17 protein-coding genes are annotated in these 19738 nt (G+C 70.1%); 11 read left to right on the top strand and 6 right to left on the bottom strand.

The window, feature by feature from the left end:
* The first annotated feature begins 425 nt into the window (after positions 1 to 425).
* Positions 426 to 704 (top strand): hypothetical protein, encoded by a 279-nt coding sequence (locus AHOG_RS17545; RefSeq protein ID WP_157736886.1) that lies wholly within the window; start codon positions 426 to 428, stop codon positions 702 to 704.
* Between the two features lie 88 nt (positions 705 to 792).
* Here the strand turns inward: AHOG_RS17545 and AHOG_RS17540 are convergent, their stop codons facing one another.
* Positions 793 to 1437 carry a M15 family metallopeptidase gene (locus AHOG_RS17540; RefSeq protein ID WP_245856282.1) on the bottom strand — a complete coding sequence of 215 codons (645 nt, stop codon included), beginning with the start codon at positions 1435 to 1437 and terminating at the stop codon, positions 793 to 795.
* Positions 1438 to 1524: 87 nt separating this feature from the next.
* Here AHOG_RS17540 and AHOG_RS17535 point away from each other — a divergent pair, with 87 nt between their 5' ends.
* Positions 1525 to 2220, top strand: a complete 696-nt coding sequence (locus tag AHOG_RS17535; RefSeq protein ID WP_093942327.1) for a response regulator transcription factor — start codon at positions 1525 to 1527, stop codon at positions 2218 to 2220.
* On the top strand, positions 2213 to 3346 hold the full coding sequence (locus AHOG_RS17530) for a sensor histidine kinase (RefSeq protein ID WP_093942326.1): 1134 nt from the start codon (positions 2213 to 2215) through the stop codon (positions 3344 to 3346). The genes AHOG_RS17535 and AHOG_RS17530 overlap by 8 nt, the downstream gene beginning before the upstream one ends.
* Positions 3347 to 3685: 339 nt before the next feature.
* Here AHOG_RS17530 and AHOG_RS17525 read toward each other — a convergent pair whose 3' ends face one another.
* Both AHOG_RS17525 and AHOG_RS17520 read right to left on the bottom strand, forming a co-directional pair.
* The gene (locus AHOG_RS17525; RefSeq protein WP_211290434.1) at positions 3686 to 4318 is read right to left on the bottom strand and encodes a DUF6518 family protein; all 633 of its coding nucleotides are present in this window, start codon (positions 4316 to 4318) and stop codon (positions 3686 to 3688) included.
* Positions 4319 to 4718: 400 nt separating this feature from the next.
* Positions 4719 to 5636: an SDR family NAD(P)-dependent oxidoreductase gene (locus AHOG_RS17520; protein ID WP_211290433.1), complete on the bottom strand. Its 918-nt coding sequence runs from the start codon at positions 5634 to 5636 to the stop codon at positions 4719 to 4721.
* Between the two features lie 179 nt (positions 5637 to 5815).
* Here AHOG_RS17520 and AHOG_RS17515 point away from each other — a divergent pair, with 179 nt between their 5' ends.
* On the top strand, positions 5816 to 6613 hold the full coding sequence (locus AHOG_RS17515) for a helix-turn-helix domain-containing protein (RefSeq protein ID WP_093942325.1): 798 nt from the start codon (positions 5816 to 5818) through the stop codon (positions 6611 to 6613).
* Positions 6614 to 6770: 157 nt separating this feature from the next.
* Here the strand turns inward: AHOG_RS17515 and AHOG_RS17510 are convergent, their stop codons facing one another.
* Together AHOG_RS17510 and AHOG_RS17500 are read right to left on the bottom strand one after the other, a co-directional pair.
* Positions 6771 to 7043 (bottom strand): hypothetical protein, encoded by a 273-nt coding sequence (locus AHOG_RS17510; RefSeq protein ID WP_093942324.1) that lies wholly within the window; start codon positions 7041 to 7043, stop codon positions 6771 to 6773.
* Between the two features lie 924 nt (positions 7044 to 7967).
* Positions 7968 to 8633: a TetR/AcrR family transcriptional regulator gene (locus AHOG_RS17500; protein WP_093942322.1), complete on the bottom strand. Its 666-nt coding sequence runs from the start codon at positions 8631 to 8633 to the stop codon at positions 7968 to 7970.
* 211 nt (positions 8634 to 8844) lie between these two features.
* On the opposite strand from AHOG_RS17500, the gene AHOG_RS17495 reads away from it, so the two are divergent.
* From AHOG_RS17495 to asnB, 7 genes are all read left to right on the top strand, one after another.
* The gene (locus tag AHOG_RS17495; protein ID WP_157736885.1) at positions 8845 to 10428 is read left to right on the top strand and encodes an alpha/beta hydrolase; all 1584 of its coding nucleotides are present in this window, start codon (positions 8845 to 8847) and stop codon (positions 10426 to 10428) included.
* A 1323-nt stretch (positions 10429 to 11751) separates the two neighbouring features.
* On the top strand, positions 11752 to 12267 hold the full coding sequence (locus tag AHOG_RS17490) for a thiamine pyrophosphate-binding protein (protein WP_093942320.1): 516 nt from the start codon (positions 11752 to 11754) through the stop codon (positions 12265 to 12267).
* A complete protein-coding gene (locus AHOG_RS17485) occupies positions 12264 to 12842 on the top strand; it encodes a thiamine pyrophosphate-dependent enzyme (RefSeq protein ID WP_157736884.1) in 579 nt (192 codons plus the stop codon). The genes AHOG_RS17490 and AHOG_RS17485 overlap by 4 nt, the downstream gene beginning before the upstream one ends.
* Before the next feature lie 8 nt (positions 12843 to 12850).
* Entirely contained in the window at positions 12851 to 14236 is a 1386-nt protein-coding gene (locus tag AHOG_RS17480; protein ID WP_093942318.1) for a DUF6002 family protein, read from the top strand.
* A 23-nt stretch (positions 14237 to 14259) separates the two neighbouring features.
* Complete coding sequence (locus AHOG_RS17475) at positions 14260 to 15291, top strand: hypothetical protein (protein ID WP_093942317.1); 1032 nt, start codon at positions 14260 to 14262, stop codon at positions 15289 to 15291.
* Positions 15292 to 16066: 775 nt separating this feature from the next.
* Entirely contained in the window at positions 16067 to 16663 is a 597-nt protein-coding gene (locus tag AHOG_RS29525; protein WP_211290432.1) for a hypothetical protein, read from the top strand.
* Between the two features lie 178 nt (positions 16664 to 16841).
* Complete coding sequence (gene asnB, locus AHOG_RS17465; RefSeq protein ID WP_093942316.1) at positions 16842 to 18671, top strand: asparagine synthase (glutamine-hydrolyzing); 1830 nt, start codon at positions 16842 to 16844, stop codon at positions 18669 to 18671.
* Positions 18672 to 18742: 71 nt separating this feature from the next.
* On the opposite strand, the gene AHOG_RS17460 is transcribed toward asnB, so the two are convergent.
* On the bottom strand, positions 18743 to 19714 hold the full coding sequence (locus AHOG_RS17460) for an ArsR/SmtB family transcription factor (protein ID WP_093942315.1): 972 nt from the start codon (positions 19712 to 19714) through the stop codon (positions 18743 to 18745).
* Positions 19715 to 19738 lie beyond the last annotated feature (24 nt).

The following is a 19738-nucleotide window of genomic DNA, read 5'->3' as shown; positions in this document are numbered from 1 at the left end:
CGGGCGGCGTGGTCCGCGGCCGGTACGAAGCGCGATGCCGTGGCGTGATCGGCGGCGAGCATGTCGCCGGATCGACGCGGCCGTCCGCCACCAGGACCGTCGCCGGGCGCGCCCACCGCCGCCGACGAGCGGCGTGCCTGCCGCGTGCAAACGGGAGAACCCACGCGATTCCCTGACGGTCGAGGATAAGCCCGCGAACACCGATCGCGGCCGAATTCGGTGATGGTTTTCGGCCAGGGGAAAAGGATGTGTCGAATCATGGCCCATCGCATAACGTCCCCGGCATGCCATCGACGATCCGCCGATTCGGTGGCGTGAAGGACGACGCATCCCGGGGGAGTGTCGGCCGATGCCGGTGATCGGCGATCGGCACGGGATGCGGATTCGGCGGGGACGTGTTCATGAATTGATCAGGGAGGAATCTCATGTCAGCTCGACAGCGTTCGCGCAGCATGGTGATCGTCGGGGGTCTCGTCGCGGGACTGACGTTGTTCTCCGGAGCCGCGGCCGTCGCGGCACCCGCCGAGGGCACGCGGACCGTCGCCGAGGCGCCGCGAGCGGCGGAACAGCGGCCGACGTACATGGGGGAGTACGGCTCGAAGTCCGCCTGCGCCCGGGAAGGCGAGTTCGGGCAGCTGATCGGGGCCTGGGGCGCGTTCGAGTGCGCCGGGTCCGGCAGCAGCTGGCACCTGTGGGTCTACTGAGCCGCTGGGGAACGGGGGCGCGTCGCCGCGTGGCAGGCGGCGCGCCCCCGCCCGTCGGCCGGGCTGTCCGGCAGCGCGCCGGTCGACGTCACCGCCGCATCCTGGGGTCCTCGGTCGGGTCCGCGTACATCGGCGGGCAGCCCTCGACGGCCGCCTCCTGCCGCAGCTCGTAGTGCCACGCCTCGTTGCCGTAGATCTGACAGAGGCCGTAGTCCGCGCCGTACCGGACCAGCCAGTCCAGCGCGGCATACGGGCCGATGTCCACCGCGTCGCCGGACACGTGCGCGGACGTCGTCGGGGTCGCCACCCAACGGGCGGCCTCCTCCCGGGACCCGTACGTCGCCACGGCGTCCCGCAACAGCCGCTCCTGATACCTCGGCGAACGCCAGCCGCTGGTGACGGAGAAGTCGACGCCGTCGGCCTCGGCGTCCGTCGCGGCACGTCGCAGCGCGGCGAGCAGGTCCGCGTCCAGCTTCGACACCGCGGGGACGTCGTCGAACACCGACGGCTCCTCGCCGTCGACGATCCGGCCGTCGGCCGCGGTGGGCTCGCCCCGGAGGGTGGACCACAGGGCGTCGCCGAGCGAGGCGCCGGGCGCGGCGCCCGCCCGCCCGGCGGGCAGCGACTGGAGCGCGGCGAACACCGCGACCATGCCGCCGACCACGGTCAGCGCGACCGCGACGATCCGACGGCGGCGAGACGTCGCGAGGGGAGTCCGAATGCTGTCGTTCATGCGTGACAGCGAACGTCGCCCGCCGTTGCCGCGGCGTATCCGAATCCGGATATGCCGACGATAGGCGGTGCCGCCTAGCCTGCTCACATGCGTGTGCTGATCGTCGAGGACGAGCCCTACCTGGCCGAAGCCGTGCGGGACGGCCTCCGGCTCGAGGCGATCGCCGCCGACATCGCGGGTGACGGTGACACCGCCCTGGAACTGCTCGACGTGAACTCCTACGACATCGCGGTGCTGGATCGCGACATCCCCGGACCCTCCGGCGACGAGGTCGCCCGATCGATCGTCGACTCGGGAAGCGGAATCCCGATCCTCCTGCTCACCGCCGCCGACCGACTCGACGACAAGGAGTCCGGATTCGCCCTGGGCGCCGACGACTATCTGACGAAGCCCTTCGCCATCCGCGAACTGGTGCTGCGACTGCGCGCACTCGACCGTCGGCGTGCACACCTCCGGCCGCCGGTGCTGGAGATCGCCGGCCTGCGACTCGACCCGTTCCGGCGGGAGGTCTACCGCGACGGCCGCTACGTCGCGCTCACCAGGAAGCAGTTCGCCGTGCTCGAGGTGCTCATCGCCGCCGACGGCGGCGTGGTCAGCGCGGAGGAACTGCTCGAGCGGGCCTGGGACGAGAACGCCGACCCCTTCACCAACGCCGTCCGCATCACCGTCTCGTCGCTGCGCCGACGCCTCGGCGAGCCGGGGCTGATCGTCACGGTCCCCGGCGTCGGATACCGGATGGACCCCGGCGGCGGACCGGGGTCGACGGACGGCCCGCGTGCCTGACGCGTCCTCGCCGCCTCGGCCCGGGCCCAGACGTCCCGGTCCGAGCATCCGACTGAAGCTCACCCTCAGCTACGCGGGCCTCCTCGTCCTCGCGGGCGTCCTGCTGCTCGGCGTCGTGTGGCTGTTCCTGCTCCGCTACGTGCCGGACGGGGCGATCCCCACCCGCGGCGGCTTCGTGCCCAATCGCACCGACCTGATCCGGGCCTTCGCCCCGGCGGCGACCGGCGTTCTGTCCTTCCTGCTCGTGCTCGGCCTGGCGGGCGGCTGGTTCCTCGCCGGTCGGATGCTCCGGCCCCTCACCCGGATCGGCGATGCGGCCCGGCTGGCCGCGCAGGGCTCGCTGTCCCACCGGATCAGACTCGAAGGCGCGCAGGACGAACTGCGCGAACTCGCCGACGTCGTCGACACGATGCTGGAACGGCTCCAGTCGCACGTCGCCGAGCAGCAGCGGTTCGCCGCCAACGCCTCCCACGAACTGCGCACGCCCCTGGCGATCTCGCAGGCGCTGCTCGAGGTCGCCCGCCACGACCCGGATCGTGACGTCGAGGCGCTCATCGACCGGCTTGAGAACGTCAACTCCAGGGCCGTCGAACTCACCGAGGCGCTGCTCCTGCTGAGCCGGGTCGACGGACGCTCCTTCGCCCGCGACGCCGTCGACCTCTCCCTCGTCGCCGAGGAGGCGGTGGAGACGCTGTTCCCGCTGGCCGCGCGGCGCGGCGTCACCCTCGACATCGGCGGGACGTCCGCCCGGACGATCGGCTCGGCGGCTCTGCTGCTCCAGATGACGACGAACCTCGTGCAGAACGCGATCGTGCACAACCTGCCCGCGGGCGGGCTGGTCTCCGTGCACACCGAGACCCGGCGATCGACGGCCGTCGTGCACGTGGAGAACACCGGTCCGCCCCTGGCGCCGGAGCTGGTGGCGACGCTGACCGAGCCGTTCCGACGCGGCACCGAACGCCTGCGTGACGACGACCAGGCGGGCGTCGGTCTCGGGCTGGCGATCGTGCAGAGCATCATCCGCGCCCACGGGGGGACCTGGAGTCTGGCACCTCGGCCCGCCGGGGGACTGGTCGTCACGGTGCACCTGCCCACGGCACCGCAGGCCGCCCCGCACGTCTCCTGACGACTCGGTCGATCACCTCGTCCGGCGGTCTTCGCTGTTCCTCCCCGAGCGTGGCCGGAGTCGTCGCCGTTCGGAGACCTGCCGTCGGAGACCTGCCGTCGGAGACCTGCCGCCGGACTCCTGTCGCCGGATTCCGGTCGTCGGTCTCCGGTCGTCGGATTCTCGTCATCGTCGGATCACTGCTCGCGGGTCCGAGGGCGAGATCGCAGGTCGGTCTCGGCCCGGACCGCTCAGGCGACCGCCCAGGCGGCTCAGAGGCCCAGACGACTCAGGCGGCTCCGACCAGGCGGCCACACGGAACGGGGGCGGCCGTGACGTCGAGCGTGGCAGGCTCTCCGCTCAGCCGATGCCGCCCAGCGCGCGGTACGCGAGGTTGAACGCGATCGCGACGCCCGCCGTGCCCACGACCGCGATGGCGAGGGCACCCGGCTCGCGCAGCCGCCGGATCGCGACGCCGATCAGCAGGGCGGCGCCTGCCGAGGCGATCAGGACCCAGTAGACCGGGCTCGTGGTCTCCGCGATCCACGTCAGCCCGTAGCCGCCCTCGCCGATGCCGATGCCCGCGACCAGGGCGACGGCCGAGGCGATCCGCCATTGTGAGCGAGACCGGAGCCAGGCCGCCGCGGCACCGACGAAGGGACCGACGACGACACCGACGACGCCGAACAGCACGGGGCTGTAGAACAGGCCCATCAGGGCGGCCGTCCACGTGTAACCGAGCACGAGCAGCACGAAGCTCACCGCGCCGAGGACGCTCGAGAGCACGGTGGAGGCCCGCGCCCCGTAGACGAGCAGCACCGTCAACAGCGTCCATCCACTGGCCGAGTTGGCGAACGAGGTGAGTGCCTCGGGCAGCCAGCCCTGGGCGAAGAAGGTCAGCCCGCCCAGCAGCAGGCTTGCCGCGAGCACCACGACGACGCGCGGGAGGACACGGGTTCGATCGGTATTCGGATGTTCCGCGATGTCGGGCACCGACGCAGATTACAAGTCCGCCGCGAATGCCTCTCCGCCCGTCTGACGCGGGAATCGATCAACGACAAAGCGAGGCGATCCCGTGCCGATCCTCGGTGGCGACCGAGGTGACGAGGACGTTCATGCGGGTCACAGGCATGGGAACGGGGACCGGGACGATCACCGAGGGAATGACGGGCGGCCGGTCGGTCCCCGGTGTCGCGTTTTCCCCGATTCCGTCATTGAACTCGCTCGGACATTCGGACTGCGACAGGAGCGCCCGTATGACCGTGTGCTTCTCATCATCCCGCCGTCCGTTTCTCGGCACCGGGGGCGGACCCGCCGGGCACACCGCCTGTCCGCGCGGGAGTCACCGGAGCGACATGACCCCGTCGGAGGCCGAGGCCGCCCGCCGCGTGGTTCAGGCCTGCCGCTCCAGCCACTCCCAGAGCTCCCGCTCCCGGTCGGCGTCATACGATTCGCGCGACGAGCTCATGGTCCGCGTGCGGTGGATGTAGGAGCCGGTGGGGGCACGCACGGCGCCGAGGATCACGTCGGTGAGCTTGCGGCCCGCGGCCTGCGGGGTGTCCACCAGCGGGGTGGCCGCGAGCGGAGGGATCAGCCTGCTCATCACCCAGGGGAATGCGCCGCCCGCCGCCCGCGCCAGCCCGGTCCCCACGACGAGGCTGGGGTTGTAGGCGAGGATCTCCACGTCTCGCGGCAGTCGGCGGGCCCACTCGTGAACGAGGTGGACGCCGCCCAGCTTGCTGGTGGTGTAGGCCCGGCGGCCGGCTCGGACCCGCGCGGAGTTCGCGAACGCGCCGGGCCTGGAGACCGTCTCCGGGCCCGACCAGTCCGGTCGAGGCATGATCCCGCCGGTGTGTCGGAGGTCGCCGAAGTGGGCGTCGCTGACGGTGAGGACGACGCGGGCGGGAGCCTGGAGATGCGGGTGCAGCCTGCGCAGCAGCAGGTGCGGCGCCAGCACGTTGACGGCGAAGGTCGTCTCGTAGCCGTCCACGGTCGAGTGCAGCGCGTTGTCGAGGTGGACGCCCGCGTTGTAGGCGACGCCGCTCAGCGGCGGGAGTTCGCCCGCGTCGAGCAGGTCCTCGACGCGCGCGGTGGCCGCGGCGATGCTCGCCTTGCTCGCGAGATCCGTGTCGATCACCGTGACCTGCGCGGAGATCGCCCGCAGACCGGGGAGCACCTCGGCGCCCGAACCCGCCCGGGCGAGGATCACCAGTCGCGTCTCGGGGCTGCGCCGCAGGATGTCGCGGGCGGCCTCCAGACCGATCCCACGGGTGGCACCGGTCATGATCAGGGTTCGCTTCGCTTCGTCCATCTGTTCGCTCCTCGCGGTGTGACGATCGGGCCGTATCCGGCGGCGGAGCGTGTGGCTCCTGCCGCAGGCACCGACTGTGCTGGAGCCTCGGCAGGCCGGGGAGATCCCGTCGAACCTGGTATCGGCAGGACCACGCACAGGGTCCGGCGGCACCGTTCGGGCGAGGGACAATAGCCGCCATGGTGCGAGACACGCGGTCGGATCTGGGCGGCTATCTGCGGCACCGACGCGCCGAGATGACGCCGCCGAGCCGTCCCGGCGTCGCCCCCACATCCCATCGCCGGGTCCCCGGCCTTCGGCGACAGGAACTCGCCGACCTCGCGGGACTGTCGGTCGACTACTACATCCGTCTGGAACAGGGGCGCGCCACGCGGCCCTCGCGTGACGTCCTCGCCGCCCTGGCGCGTGCCTTCGGCCTCTCGAAGGCCGAACGGGACCACCTGTTCCGACTCGCAGGCGAGTCGGCGCCGCTCCCGACGGCCCCCGATCACCGGATTCGTCCCGGAATCCTGCGGCTGCTGCACAGCCTCGAAGGCGTCATGCCCGCCACCGTTCACGACGGGCGCCTCGATGTGCTCGCACTCAACGCCGACGCGGCAGGGCTGCTGGGGCCGCTGCGGGGCGAGGGTCCGTACGGTCGGAACATCGTCTATCAGTGCTTCACCGCTTCAGGACTGCGTGATCTGCTCGATGACGACGGCGTCGAGCAGTTCACCCGCGTCGCGGTCTCCGAACTGCGCACGGCGCTCGGCCGCTATCCGGAGGACGAGTACCTGCGTTCGCTGTTCGACGAGCTGGTCGCCGTCAGCGCCGCGTTTCGCGCCCGATGGGAGCAGGGCGAGATCGGAGCATGGCGTTCCGCCTTCAAGCGACTGCGGCATCCCTCCCTCGGGTGGGTCAGCGTCGACACCGAGATGCTTCACGACCCCGAACCCGACCACTGGATCATGCTGTACGCGCCGCGTGTTCCGTCGTGAGGTCGCACAGCGGACACCGGTCTGGCTGAGCGCCCGTCTGGTCGAGCGCCCGTCGGCGTGAGTGCGCGCCTCGCGCCTCGCGCATCGCCTGCGGACTCGGCACGACGAGCCGCCGTGACACCGGACGCGGGCAGCCGAGAGACGTCGATCCACCCCGTCATTCGCGGTAGCCGGTGCGATCGCAGTACCTCTCGCCCCACCAGCCGATCCAGTTGCCGCCGCCGTCGTACCGGTCGCTTCGTCCGCCGACCGCCACCCGACACCGCGACCGGGCCCGCCTGTGCTCGGACGGCAGGTGTCCGCACTCGGCACACGGTCGTCGCCCGGCGTCCGGGGCGGGCGGGTTCCGGCGCACCATGGCGAGTCCGCCGACAGCCAGGGCCGCGATCGCGGCCATGCTGACCGCCACACTCAGGATCTCGTACGTCATCGTCGTCAGGCCTCCGTGGCGAAGGACGGAACGGCGCGCATCCGGCGCGGCGGGTGACCGGTGTCGCTCGTGACTCCCGCCGGACGACGGGTCACGTCGCCGCCGGGATCATGATGCGGCGTCCGTCCGACTCTCCGAGGACGTTCCGGCCGCCGGACTTCCCCGCCGACGTCGTCGCGCCCGGACGGGGTGCGGGCGTTCGGGCGGGCGACCGGCAGGTCGTGGAGCGCCTCGGGGGCGGCCGCAGACGCCGTCGGGCGGACGCGCCGTCTCCGAGCCAGGACGTGGCCGACCACCGCTCGGGCGAGGTGGCGTCGGTACAGCCGTCCCGCCGCGGAGCAGCCCGACGGGACCAGCACGCCTGCGCAGGCCCGTCGATCGGGACGGCGTGTTCCTCGACGTCGAACCGCGTTCTTCGTGCTGTCAGCCAGTGTGTTCACGAAGCCGGACTCGTCATCACGGAGGCGACGCGGGTGATCCGGTCGGCATGCGGCCGCAGGAGATGTGTCGTCCTCGGCGGCCGTCGACCGTCGTTCGGGCACTCGAAGTCCAGCAGCCGATGCCGGAGCCGAGCCGGCCGGGCCCGAACCTCGTGCCGACGGCCTGTTCGCCGCGCCGGCCTGCTCGATCACGTCCGTCTGGTGCGCGTCCGTCCTGCGTGACTCGGTGGGTTCGTGGGAGTCGTCCCGGCCGATCCCACCCTCTGGGGCAGGGGCTCGCGCGGCCTTTCAGTGGCGAGCACCATCGCGACGCGCCGCCGCCGATCATGACTCGGCCTGCGCCGCGCGACGCATTCATCGACACCGCAGGCGCGATCGAGCTTCCTCTCGCCGACGCGATCGCCCGCAGCCTCGGCGACGACACGCCGCAGGGCGCCCGGGTGTTCGCGGCGAGCGTGGGCGCCGCGGTCCGAATCGCGCTGTGCTAGCCGCGGCCCCGTGCCTTCTTCTCGGGTCCCTCGGGGTCTCCGGCCGCGTCCGCGACGGAGTCGTCGGAGGGCGGGCAGGCGTCGCGCAGGCGGTGCAGGGTCGCCGTCACGACGGCGTGGACGTCCGTCTCGCGTAGTGGGGCGGAGAACAGCGCCGAACTGAACGAGAAGCCCTCGATCAGGGCGAACAACAGGAGCGCCTCGCGGTGCAGCGCCTCCTCGTCGATCGTGCGGTCGGCCAGCGCATCACGCAGCAGCGAGCGCATCAGCTCCGTGCCCGCGAGGGAGGTCGTCGCGAGGTCGGCCGCCAGCTCCGGGTCCGTGCGCGCCATGACCCGGTACTCGACGAGGGCGATGTTCTCCTTGCGCTCCTGTTCACTGGTGGGCGCGGCGAAGGTGATGACGTCGGCGATCCGGGTCGTCGGGTCGCCGGACAGCGTCGCGGCGCGGCGCACGGCGCGCTGGATGAGGACGCCCAGGGTGAAGCGCATGACCTCGCGGACGGTGTCGCCGAAGTAGTGCCGGATGCTTCCCACGGCCAGGCCGGTGCGTGTGGCGATCCGCGCGAGGGTCACCGAGCGGAGCCCGTGCGCGGTGATCTCGTCGATCACGGCGTCGGCGACCTGCTCCCGGCGGACATCCGGGTCGACTCTCTTGGGCATGCCTCCACCTTAGCGCTTCTAGCATTCGCATGCTACTTTTCCTAGCATGGACGTGCTAAATAAACCTCGTGGCGGTGCCCCTCCACGCGAGCCCGACGACATGAGCCGTGAGCGACCGGCACGGCGCCTGGACGGCAGGCCCTCGACCAAGAACACCCGCCACCATCGCCGCGCCCTCGTACTCGACCGCGGCGTGACGGAGGAGAAACGCATGCGATCACCCCTTCGACTCCCGAGCCGATCCCGGCGCCTCGCGACCGGGCTCGTCGCGGCCGCCACGTCGACGCTCGTCCTGCTCACCGGCTGCGCGCCCGCTTCTCCACCACCGGACCCGAACTCGGACACGGGCACGGACCTCGGCGCCTACCTCGGGCAGGAGCTCGACTGGGGCGGGTGCGAGGAGACCGCGACGAACACGGCGGACGCCGAGCTGTTCGCGAATCCCGCGCTCGAGTGCGCCTCGGTGGAGGTGCCGCTCGACTACGGCGATCCGGAGGGCGAGAAGGCGCGGATCGCGCTCCTGCGCCTGGCGGCATCGGGCGAGGCCGAGGGCTCGTTACTGATCGACCCGGGCGGCCCGGGCGGCTCCGGCACGAGCTTCGTCGCGTCGACCGTGTCGCTGTGGCAGGCAGGCCCGGTCGCCGAGCGCTTCGACATCGTCGGCTTCGATCCTCGCGGGACGGGGTCGTCGACACCGGCGCTCGACTGCTATACCGACGAGGAGTACGACGCAGGCGACGTGCCGCGGTTCGGCGCGGTGTACGACGTCACCAGCTCCGAGGAGGCGGTCGAGCTCGCGGAGCGCTGCGCCGACGGCTCTGGCGGCGTCGCGAACCTGGTCAACGCCGGGTCGACGAACGTCGTGCGCGACATGGACGTCATACGAGCTGTGCTCGGCGATGACGAGCTGACCTATCTCGGCTACAGCTACGGCAGCGAGCTCGGCGCCATGTACGCCGCCGCCTACCCCGAGAAGGTCCGCGCGATCGTGCTCGACGGGGCCGTCTCGCCCGACCTGACGGCGAGCGAGTTCCGCCTGTCCTCGTTCACCGGCGTGCAGGCCCGGTTCGACGACCTCGCCGCATTCTGCGCCGAATCGCCCGACTGTGTACTCGGCGCCGATCCCGCGGCGGCGAACGACCGCCTGCACGAGATCGTGCGGCCCCTCATCGAGACGCCCGCGCCGACGGCCGACGGCCGAGCCGTCAGCGTCTGGGACGTCTACCTCGGCATCACCGGCGGCCTGTACTCGGAGCGGAGGTGGCCCGAGATCATCTCCGCCCTGACCGCGCTCGACGCCGGGCAGGCCGACGAGATGCTCGCCCTGCGCGACGCCTCCCACGCCCGCACCCCGGACGGCGCCTACGGCTTGGACCTCGACACGAACATCGCCGTGCGCTGCATGGACTCGCCCCGCCTGACGCCCGAGGAGCAGACCGCCTTCGCACGCCAGGTCGGAGACGTCGCGCCGATGTTCGACCTCGACGTGTTCACGGCGGGGATCTACCACAGCGAGTGCGAGGCGTGGCCCGCGCCGCCCACACGCGAGGAGCCCTGGCTCGCCGACGTCGGCGACCTCCCCGACACGCTCGTCGTGTCGGTCACCGGTGATCCCGCGACGCCGCACGAGGGCGGCATCGCGATGGCTCGAGCCCTCGGTGGAAGCCTGCTCACCGTCGACGGCAGGCAGCACGGCGCCTACCTCCTCGGCGGCAGCGAGTGCGTGGACGACGTGGTCGACGCTTATCTCCTCGACCTCGAATCCCCGCCCGCCGACGCCCGATGCAGCCTGTGACACGTACGATTCAGGCCCGGCAGTCCTGCGGCGGATCCGGTCACACCACTTCGGCTGGTGCGATGTCCTTCGCGCGGGGAATCGGGACCGGGCTGCCGCGGCACGCCGCGGGTACGGGGCTTACGACGAACCCGCTGTCAGAGCCACGAATGCGTACTCGGTGACATCGCTCCTCCGCGTACCTCCGTCGCGTACCTCCGTGTCCTCGCGGATGGCGGCTCGCTCTGGTGTGGAATCGCCGGGAGGCCGAATTCCATGGGCAGGTCTCGCATTTCGAACGGAATCGTCGTGAACGGCGAGGACGGTGACCGTACCGTCGGGTCGGGGGTGGCAGCGGGTCGTACGGCGTGGTCGGATTCGGCTCCTGCCAGGTGGTATTCCCGACGGATGTTCTGGGTAGCAGATTTTCTCGCGGTGTTCCGGTCTCCGTTCTGGTGACGAAGTGGAAGTCGCCGCGCTCCTGATGGCGACTCGGCGCCGAGTGTGGGTTCTCACTGATATTCCGTCCGGCGCGGAGTCGGCCCGGTCGAGACCCGTCCAGTCGACCACAGCCGTCCGGTGGCGTCGATGGCGAATCCGGCCGGGTTCCCGTCGTCGTCCTGGATCGTCCCCGCAGGGCCGGGAGTGACGCCGCCTTCAGATTCCACTCGTCGCCCGCCGTTCCCCGGTCGGTCGCGAGCACGTCGGAACTCGCTGGTCAGCTCGCTTGTCAGAGTGATCGGCCGGCCGTCGGACGTTGTCGTCCGACAGCGGGTTCAGCGGTGGAGCCCGCCGGCCCGACGGGTAGACGTTTCATTTTTCAACGACCGCGGTGCGATGGTCGAGGACAGAGACCACGCGTGTCGGCAATAGGGTCCCGCATTGTAGGATCTCGTCGCCGAAGTCGAATGCGACATGCAGAGCTCCGTTCTGTGATGGACGCAGGAATTCGGCGGGTTTCGAGGGTGAATCAATTACTCCGACAACGGGTCAGATTGGCCCGAACGGACCTATCCAAGGTTGCGGACGCCCACTAGCGTCGTTCGCAGCTTCCGATGTTCGTCTGTCGGGGATCCGGAAGAGCTGTCGCGGTCACGCTGAGATCGGCGTGGTCGACCGACGTGCGCTTCGCGTCTGGGGAGATGCTGCGAGCATCAGAAGGGGGAGGTCGCAGGCTGCCACATCTCACGGACGCCGACGGTCGGCACGAGGAACGCGGAGAACGACGACTCGTGAAACCGTTCATCGGTGCCCGTTGCGGGTGCGTCCGGGAGTCCTCCTGGCGATCCCGCCCGTTATCCGGCGCGGGGGATCGCGCCCCCGGATTCCACTGAGGAGTCTTTCGTGACGTCGCAGATGTTCCTGGAGAATCCGTCTTCCGAGTTGTCCCTCTCGTTGGCCGAAAGCGGGTTCGGCCCCTTCTTCGGCACGCCTTGCGGGATTCTGGCACCTTTTTACGAACGTGTGGAGCGGGATTGCGGACTGCGCACGGTCCCCCGGGAGGACAACGCGATCGGGATGGCGGCCGGGGCGGCGATGGCCGGCCGGTCGCCGGTGGTCATGATGCAGAACTCCGGGTTGGGGCAGTCGCTCAACGCGCTGGCCTCGCTCGTGGTCCCCTACGAGATCCCGATGCTGCTGATCGTCAGCCTCCGCGGCGTGCTCCCCGACAGGACCTCGGAGAACCTCGTGATGGGGCGCCTCACCGAGCCGCTGCTCAACGCCTGCGGCATCCCCACCGAACAGCTCCGTGCGGACGCGCCGGCCGCCCAGGTCGAGTGGGCGCGCGACCTGGTCGGCCGACGGCACCGACCGGCCGCCCTGCTCGTCCCCCCGACGTTGTTCGGGTGGCAGGCGTGAACAAGACCTCGGCGATCCGAGCGATCATCTCGGCGACCACCAGCGAGCCCATCGTGTTCACCACGGGCTATTCGTGCCGCATCGCCCAGGACATAGCGGACCGGCCGAGCCACTTCTACATGACGGGATCGATGGGACTCGCCACCTCCATCGCGACCGGGGTCGCCCTGGCGACCGGCGGCCCGACCGTGGTCGTCGACGGCGACGGCAGCCTGTTGATGAACCCGGCCGGGCTGGTCACCGCCGGTGCGATGCCGGATCTCGGACTCCTCCACGTGGTCCTCGACGACGGTCGGTACGCCTCGACGGGCGGCCAGAGCACACCGTCGGGGAGGACCGACTTCGCGGCGTGGGCTCGTGTCTGCGGATACGACCAGGTCTTCCGGGTGGCGGAGGACGACACGTTCGCCGCCGTGCTGTCCGACGTCCTGGCTCATCGCACGACACCGGTGTTCATCCACTGCGTCCTCTCCGCATACGACTCCGCGGTGCCACCGCGGGTGAGCGCCGACCTCGGGGAACACCAACGCCGGTTCCGCCAGCACATCCAGTCGACGACGATCACGAAGGTGTAGGGGCAAGAGTGACCGTTCACGAGCATCGCGCCACTGGTTCTCGCTCGCTGATCACGTGCGACAGCAGGAGTCTCCTCACCCGCTACTACGACCTGCTCGCCGAGTTCGCCGCCCGCTCCGAGCCGCCTGCGTCGAGTGTCGACTTCGAACCGTCGATGCGGCTGCCCGAGCTCGACGACAAGGTCGTCGAGTTCCTGTCGCCTGCCACCGCGGGCCTCTACGAACTCGGTGACGTCCGGGGACTGCCGGTGCGGCTGCTCGATCTGAGGCAGAACCCGCGGACGCAGACCACCAAGACGTTCGCCTCGCTGATCATCGTGGCACGCGCGGTCAACCACATCCGGGAGACCGGGGAGCCGGTGATCCTCTTCTCGCCGTCGTCGGGGAACAAGGCCGTCGCACTCCGCGACGCCGTCGCCCGCGCCCTGACCGCCGGTCTGGTGGAACCCGACCAGTTGCGGGTCGTGACGCTGACTCCCGCGCAGACGACGGGCAAGCTGCGTCGTTCGATCCTGTCCGAGGACGCGGAGCTGCGGCGGCTCAACCCGGTGTTCGTCCTCGACGACGCGCCGCCGGAAGCCGTGAAGCAGGTGGGCCGGGAGTTCACGCGCCTCTACGTCGACAGCGGGTTCGACCGCATCCGGCTCTGGCACTCGCTTCGCCTGGAGAACTACCGGGTCGCCGACATCGTGCGGGCCCTGTACGACTTCGAGTTCGGCCTCGCCGGACGCACCGACCTGCGCACCGTGCACGCCCACGCGGTGTCCAGCGCCTTCGGCCTGCTGGGTTACGCCAGCGGCATCGAGGTGCTCAAAGAGCGTGGCCACGCGGTCGCGGACCCGTCGTTCCTGCTCGTCCAGCACCTGGCGACGTGCGACATGGTCTTGCACTCGGTGGAGGGTTCGTTCGACCGCGGAAACGTGCCCGCGTACGCCATGCGGCCGGACGGCGTGTGGGTTCAAGACCGCTCCGACCACTTCCCCCACCGCACCTGGTCTCCGCAGGAGACGCTGGAGCACACCTTCTACACCCACGAACCGGCCACGGCCGCCGAGATGAGCGGACTCGTCTCCGCCCATGGCGGGACGGGAGTCGTGGTGTCCTTGCTGGAATGCATGGACCGGTACGCGGAATGCCGCGCGCTGTTGAGGGCGAGCGCGGTGCCGCTCCCCGAGGACCCCCGTGACCTCACCGAGTGGTCGTTGGTCATGGCCGTGACCGGAGTGCTGAACGCGATCGACCGCGGACTGCTGCGGGACGCCGACGGCGTGACCATTCACGCCTCCGGCACGTACGGCCGCGACGACTACACGCCCCTCCCGTCCGAGTGGATCAACCATGTGGACGGCGCGGCGCAGGTGCTCGACGCCGTGCTCGACAGGGCCCACACGTAACGGATCGCAGATTGGTCTCGGCAATGACGGACAGCCCCAGCCACTTCATCCGGGAGAACTCGGGGATCACCGAACTCCGCGAGCGGGCAGGCACCGCCTACCTGGGAGTCAAGGAGGGACTGACCTACATCGCGCCGTTCGTCGAGGACCAGTTCCTGGTTCGGCAGTCCGGGGAGCGGACCGAACCGATCGGAGAGTTTCCCGACCTCGCCGATCGGTGGTCCTCGATCGACGCGGACGTGGCGGTCCTGGTCGCCCCCACCGACGTGGTGAACAAGCTCGCCGAGCCTGGCGACATCCGGGCCGTGTCCCGAATACACCAGGTGGTGGACACCAGTCGCGGCGCCCAGGACGTGCTGTCGCGGCTCTCGCGTCGCGAGGTGAGACGGCGCAGGCAGGCGGAGAAGGACGGTTTCGGCTACGACGTGTCCCATCAGGACGAACACTTCTTCGAGTTCTACCGGAACATGCATGTGCCGACCATGCACAACCGGTACGGAGGCAACGCCAGGAGTGTGGCGGAGGAGAAGGCCTTTCGCACTCTCTTCCGAGAGGGCGTGCTGTTCCGGGTGCACAAGTCGGGGGAGTGGGTGTCGGGGAGCGTCAGCCAGATCGACAGGCGGAGCCGCACGCTCAACGCTCGGCTGATCGGGGTCAAGGCAGGCGACGACCGGTACCGTTCCGCGGGCGCGCAGAACTACGTCTACCACGCGATCCTCGACTGGGCCGCCGAGGCGGACGACATCGACATCGTCGACTTCCAAGGCTGCGAACCGTTCCTGACCAAGGGAACCCTCCAGTACAAGAAGCGGTTCGGAACCACGGCGATCATCCCCGCGAACATCTTCGGCGATCTGCGGATGCTCATCCGGCTGAAGTCGCTGACACCGTCGGTACGCCGTTTCCTGGTGAACAATCCCGTCCTCGCCGAAGGGCCCGACGGTTCTCTGGTCGCGAAGTACTTCCACGACAAGGCGAACGACCTCCGGTCGGACATCCCGCACAGCTCGCCGGGGATCACCGGAACGTCGATCACCGACCTCGACGAGCTGTAGCGAACGAGGCTCGGCACCCACCACGATTGGAGTCGCAGTCGATGCCCCACCCTTGGTTCGGCGAACTCCGCCTGCCCCCGCCCGCACCGGCCGACCACATCCGCGACACCGTCCGCGGCGAGATCAGCGAACTCGGCAACGCGCCGCACACCGTCCTTCCCGCCGCTCCCTTCGCACTGACCCGGACGTCCTACGCCGAGATCTTCCGGGCCGCCCGCGCCCTGCTGGACCTGCTGCGCCGGACCGTGCTGGAGATCGCGCCCACCTCCCAGGGCCGGATGGCGGTCCTGGGAAGCACCGAACACGACTACCCCCTCTTCCTCGACGACACCGGGTTGGAGGAGCGCTACGCGGACTGCATGGCGCGACCGGACATCGTGATCGGTCCGGACGGTCCGCGCTTCCTCGAGTTCAACGTCAGCGGCGGATTCGGCGGTGCCGTCCCGCTGCACTGCCTGTACAAGGCGTGGCGCACGCTCTACGAGCGACCGGACGGCGGGCTGCCCTATTCGTTCCACGATCCGTTCGCCGCCCGTGCCGCGCTGTTCTCCGACGTGTGCGACGAGTTGGCGCTGCCCCCGAGGCTCGCGTGGCTCGCCACTGTCCGCGATCTCCAGCACACCGACTCCACGTACTACTTCGACGTGGAGGTCGACTACCTGAACCGGCGAGGCTTCAGCGCCCGCCACGTCGAGCCCGAGGAACTGGACCAGCTCTGGGACGGGCCCCCGGGCCTGCGCTATCCCCTGGGGTTGCGCCACTTCACGGTCTCCGAATGGGACGAACTCGGCATCAGCATCGAGCCGGTCCGGCGGGCTCGAAGAACGGATGCCTGCTGCTGGCCCCGCAGACCGCGGAACTGGTCGCCAACAAGCTGGTCATGGGCATGGTGTCCGAGGGACGGCCGTGGATGTCCGCCGCCGACCGTGCGCTCGTCGACAGGTACCTGCCGTGGACCCGGATCCTCACCGACCGCCGCACCACCCACGCCGGGAAGCCGGTCGACCTGCTCGCCCACACCATCCGATACCGCGAGGACCTCGTGCTCAAGCGGGGCATCGGCCTGCAGGGCCAGCAGGTCTTCCTTGGCAGGGACACCTCGTCCGAACGGTGGACGAGCCTCGTCGAGGGTGCCGCCGCGGCGGGCGACTCCATCGTCCAGGAATACGTTCATGCTCAGCACTGTCCGCTGTTCGTCGTCGAGGACGGGGTCGAACAGCCGCGAGAGATCGCCGTCGCACCCGTGCTCAGCCCCTTCCTCTTCGGCGGACGGCCCGGCGGCCTCTGGGCGCGGTTCTTCACCACGGGAGCGGTCGGGATCATCAGCATGGACGGCCACGGGGCGTTGGACAACGCCGTGGTCGCGGTATAGGTCCGGCAGCCTCGTTCGTGGGCGGTGGACGACGGCGATTCCTGGGATTCGGCGACCGGTGGGGCGACGTGTGCGCCGTCCAGCCTCGCGGATCGAGGCGTCGATCCGATGCGGTGCGGGGAGTTCCAAGAAGGACGGTGTCGCGGCTCGCGCGCACCGGCCACGAGGGGAGCAGCGGATGTGCGGGTTTGTCGGCTGGCTGGACTTCGCCAGGGACCTGCGTGGCGAGCAGCGGATTCTCGACACGATGACGGACACCATGGAGGATCGCGGCCCCGACGGCCGGGGAACGTGGCTCGGCCGACATGCGGCACTGGGGCATCGGAGGCTGTCGGTGATCGACCTCGCCGGTGGTGCCCAACCGATGATCTCGGAGGTCGGTCCACAGCGAATGCCCGTGGTGCTCGCCTTCGCCGGAGAGATCTACAACTTCGTCGAGCTGCGTGCGGAACTGATCGCACTCGGCCATGAGTTCCGAACCCGGTCGGACACCGAAGTGGTGCTGCACGCCTACCTGGAATGGGGTGCGGACTGCGCCGAACGGCTCAACGGCATGTTCGCCTTCGCGGTGTGGGACTCGGTTCTCGACGCGATGGTGCTCGTCCGCGACCGCCTCGGCGTCAAACCGCTCTACTACGCGCCGACACCCGACGGCGTGCTGCTCGCCTCCGAGCCGAAGGGCATCCTGGCGAATCCGTCGTTCAAGGCGTCGCTGACCACGGAGGCACTGCCCATCCTGCTGAACTCGCGTCTCGCGCTCCCCGGCGAGACTCCGATCAGCGGGCTGCGTGAGGTGAAACCCGGCCACACCGTGCGCATCGATCGGCGGGGCTGCCACGAGACTCCCTACTGGCGGCTGTCCAGTCGACCACACACCGACGACTTCGACACGACGCTGAGCACCATCAGGGATCTGCTGGAGGACACGGTCGAACGGCAGCTCGTCGCGGACGTCCCCCGGGCGGCGATGCTCTCCGGCGGCCTGGACTCCAGTGTGGTCGCGGCCATGGCGATGCGCCGCATGCGCCGCGACGGCGAAGGGCCGCTGATCACCTATTCCGTTCGATTCGAGGGCGAGGAGAACGACTTCCGGCCGACGGCGCTGCGACCGGAGCGCGACGCCCCCTACGCCGCGTCGGCCGCGCGGCATCTCGGCACCGAGCACGTCGAGGTCGTGCTCACCGCCGCTGATCTCGCGGCTGCCGCGCCCGCCGCGCGCCGGGCGCGGGACCTGCCCAGCCTCGGACAGTTCGACACCTCGATGTACTCGATGTTCGCCGCACTGCGGGAGCGGTGCACGGTCGCGCTCTCCGGTGAGGCCGCCGACGAGATCTTCGGCGGCTACCCGTGGTTCCACGCCTCCGACCTGGTGTGGCGTGACGGGTTCCCCTGGCTGGGCGACGCTCCCCGGCTGGCCGACTGCCTTTCTCCCGATCTCCGGGCGGCGCTGCGTCCGGCCGAGTTCGAGGCCGACCGCTACGCGACGCTGCGCTCCCAGGTACCCCGGTTGCCCGGCGAGGACAGGCTGAACGCCAGGATGCGCGAGGTGCTGTTCTTCAGCCTGCAAGGTCCGCTGTTCACCCTGCTGGAGCGCAAGGACCGGATGAGCATGGCGGTGGGACTCGAGGTCCGGGTGCCGTTCTGCGATCACCGCCTGCTGGAGTACGTGTGGAACGTGCCGTGGTCGATGAAGGCGGCCGACGGCAGGGAGAAGAGCCTGTTGCGCATGGCCGCCGCGGACCTGCTGCCGCCGGAGATCCTGAACCGCAGGAAGAGCGCGTACCCGGCCATGCACGACCCGCGTCAGGAGACGCTGGCCCGGACCGCCGTCCGAGAGCTGGTGGCAGACTCCTCGTCACCCCTGTCCGGCCTGCTCGACCACGATCGAGTGCTCAGCCTGGCCGCCGACCAGCACTCGACCATGACCCATGCGAGCACCGCGCACCTGCTCACTCCGTTGCTGGAAGTGGACACCTGGATGCGGGAGACGGGTCTCGACGTCACCTGAGCTCGGGCGGGATGCCGCCGCCTACCAGGGCGGCACGGGCTCCCGCCGGGCGGACCCGGCCCCACCGACGCTCAGCGGTCCTGCTGCGCCTCGACCAGGAACTCGCCGGCGTCGGTGCGGTAGTAGAGCACCGACCGCCCGGCGCGTCGCCGCCAGATCAGGCGTGCGTCCCGCAGAACCTTCAGGTGACGTCCCACCGAGCCGAGGGCCTGCCCGGTCAACGCCACGAGATGCGTGGTGCTCTTCGGCGTGTCGAGCAGCATGAGCAGGTCGGCTCGCGTGGTTCCGAGCAGGGCACGCAAGGCCCGGGGGGCCGGTGCCCGATCCGCCTCGACCAACGGTCCGTGACACGGATAGGTCACGGCGTAACGCCGCGGCTTGTCCCAGGAGACCCAGCCCTGACGCGACGTCACGGGAACGAACAACACCTTCGCACCGGAGATCTGCTGTGGAGGATGACGATAGGCGTTGATCTGCAGCCTGCCGTCGCCAAGCCAACGCATCCCCGGACGCAGATCGTCCAGGGCGGCCGCCCAGCCGCCTCGGGTCAGTTGCCGTGCCCGAGCGACGATGTCCGCCTCGATGATCCGCCGACGCCGGGGCCAGTAGGGCAGCACGGTCTCGTTCCATACCCATTCCAGCAGGTCGGCCGCACGATCCGGCAGGTCGGGGCGGTCCAGTTCACCGGGCAGCGGACCACGCAGCGACACGGTGAGGTCGGCGCGGGCCGCATCGGGCGGGGTCCTCCGCAGCTCGCGCAGCTCCTCCGCGAACGGCTGCTCGCCTTCCCCCAGCGGGGTGGGGGTGAGGAAGTCCGCCATCCAGCGGCGCGCGAACCCGCCCCGCACCAACAGGGCGGTGATCGGGTCGTCGGTCAGCAGCTTCCGGTAGGCACTCTGGTGAACGTCGAGCCACGCGCGTTCGCCGGGGTGCGCCGCCGTTCCCCGCTCCAAGGTGAGCAGACTCGCGGTGGCCTCGGCCAACGCGGAGACGACGAATCGGCTTCCCGCGAGAGAATCCGTGTTGATGCGCCACCAGCCCATTGTTTCGCCCCCATGAGAAACAGT

Source organism: Actinoalloteichus hoggarensis (assembly GCF_002234535.1).
Taxonomy (GTDB): domain Bacteria; phylum Actinomycetota; class Actinomycetes; order Mycobacteriales; family Pseudonocardiaceae; genus Actinoalloteichus_A; species Actinoalloteichus_A hoggarensis.
The sequence above is the reverse complement of the archived record's forward strand: the minus strand, read 5'-3'. Positions and strand labels throughout refer to the sequence as shown.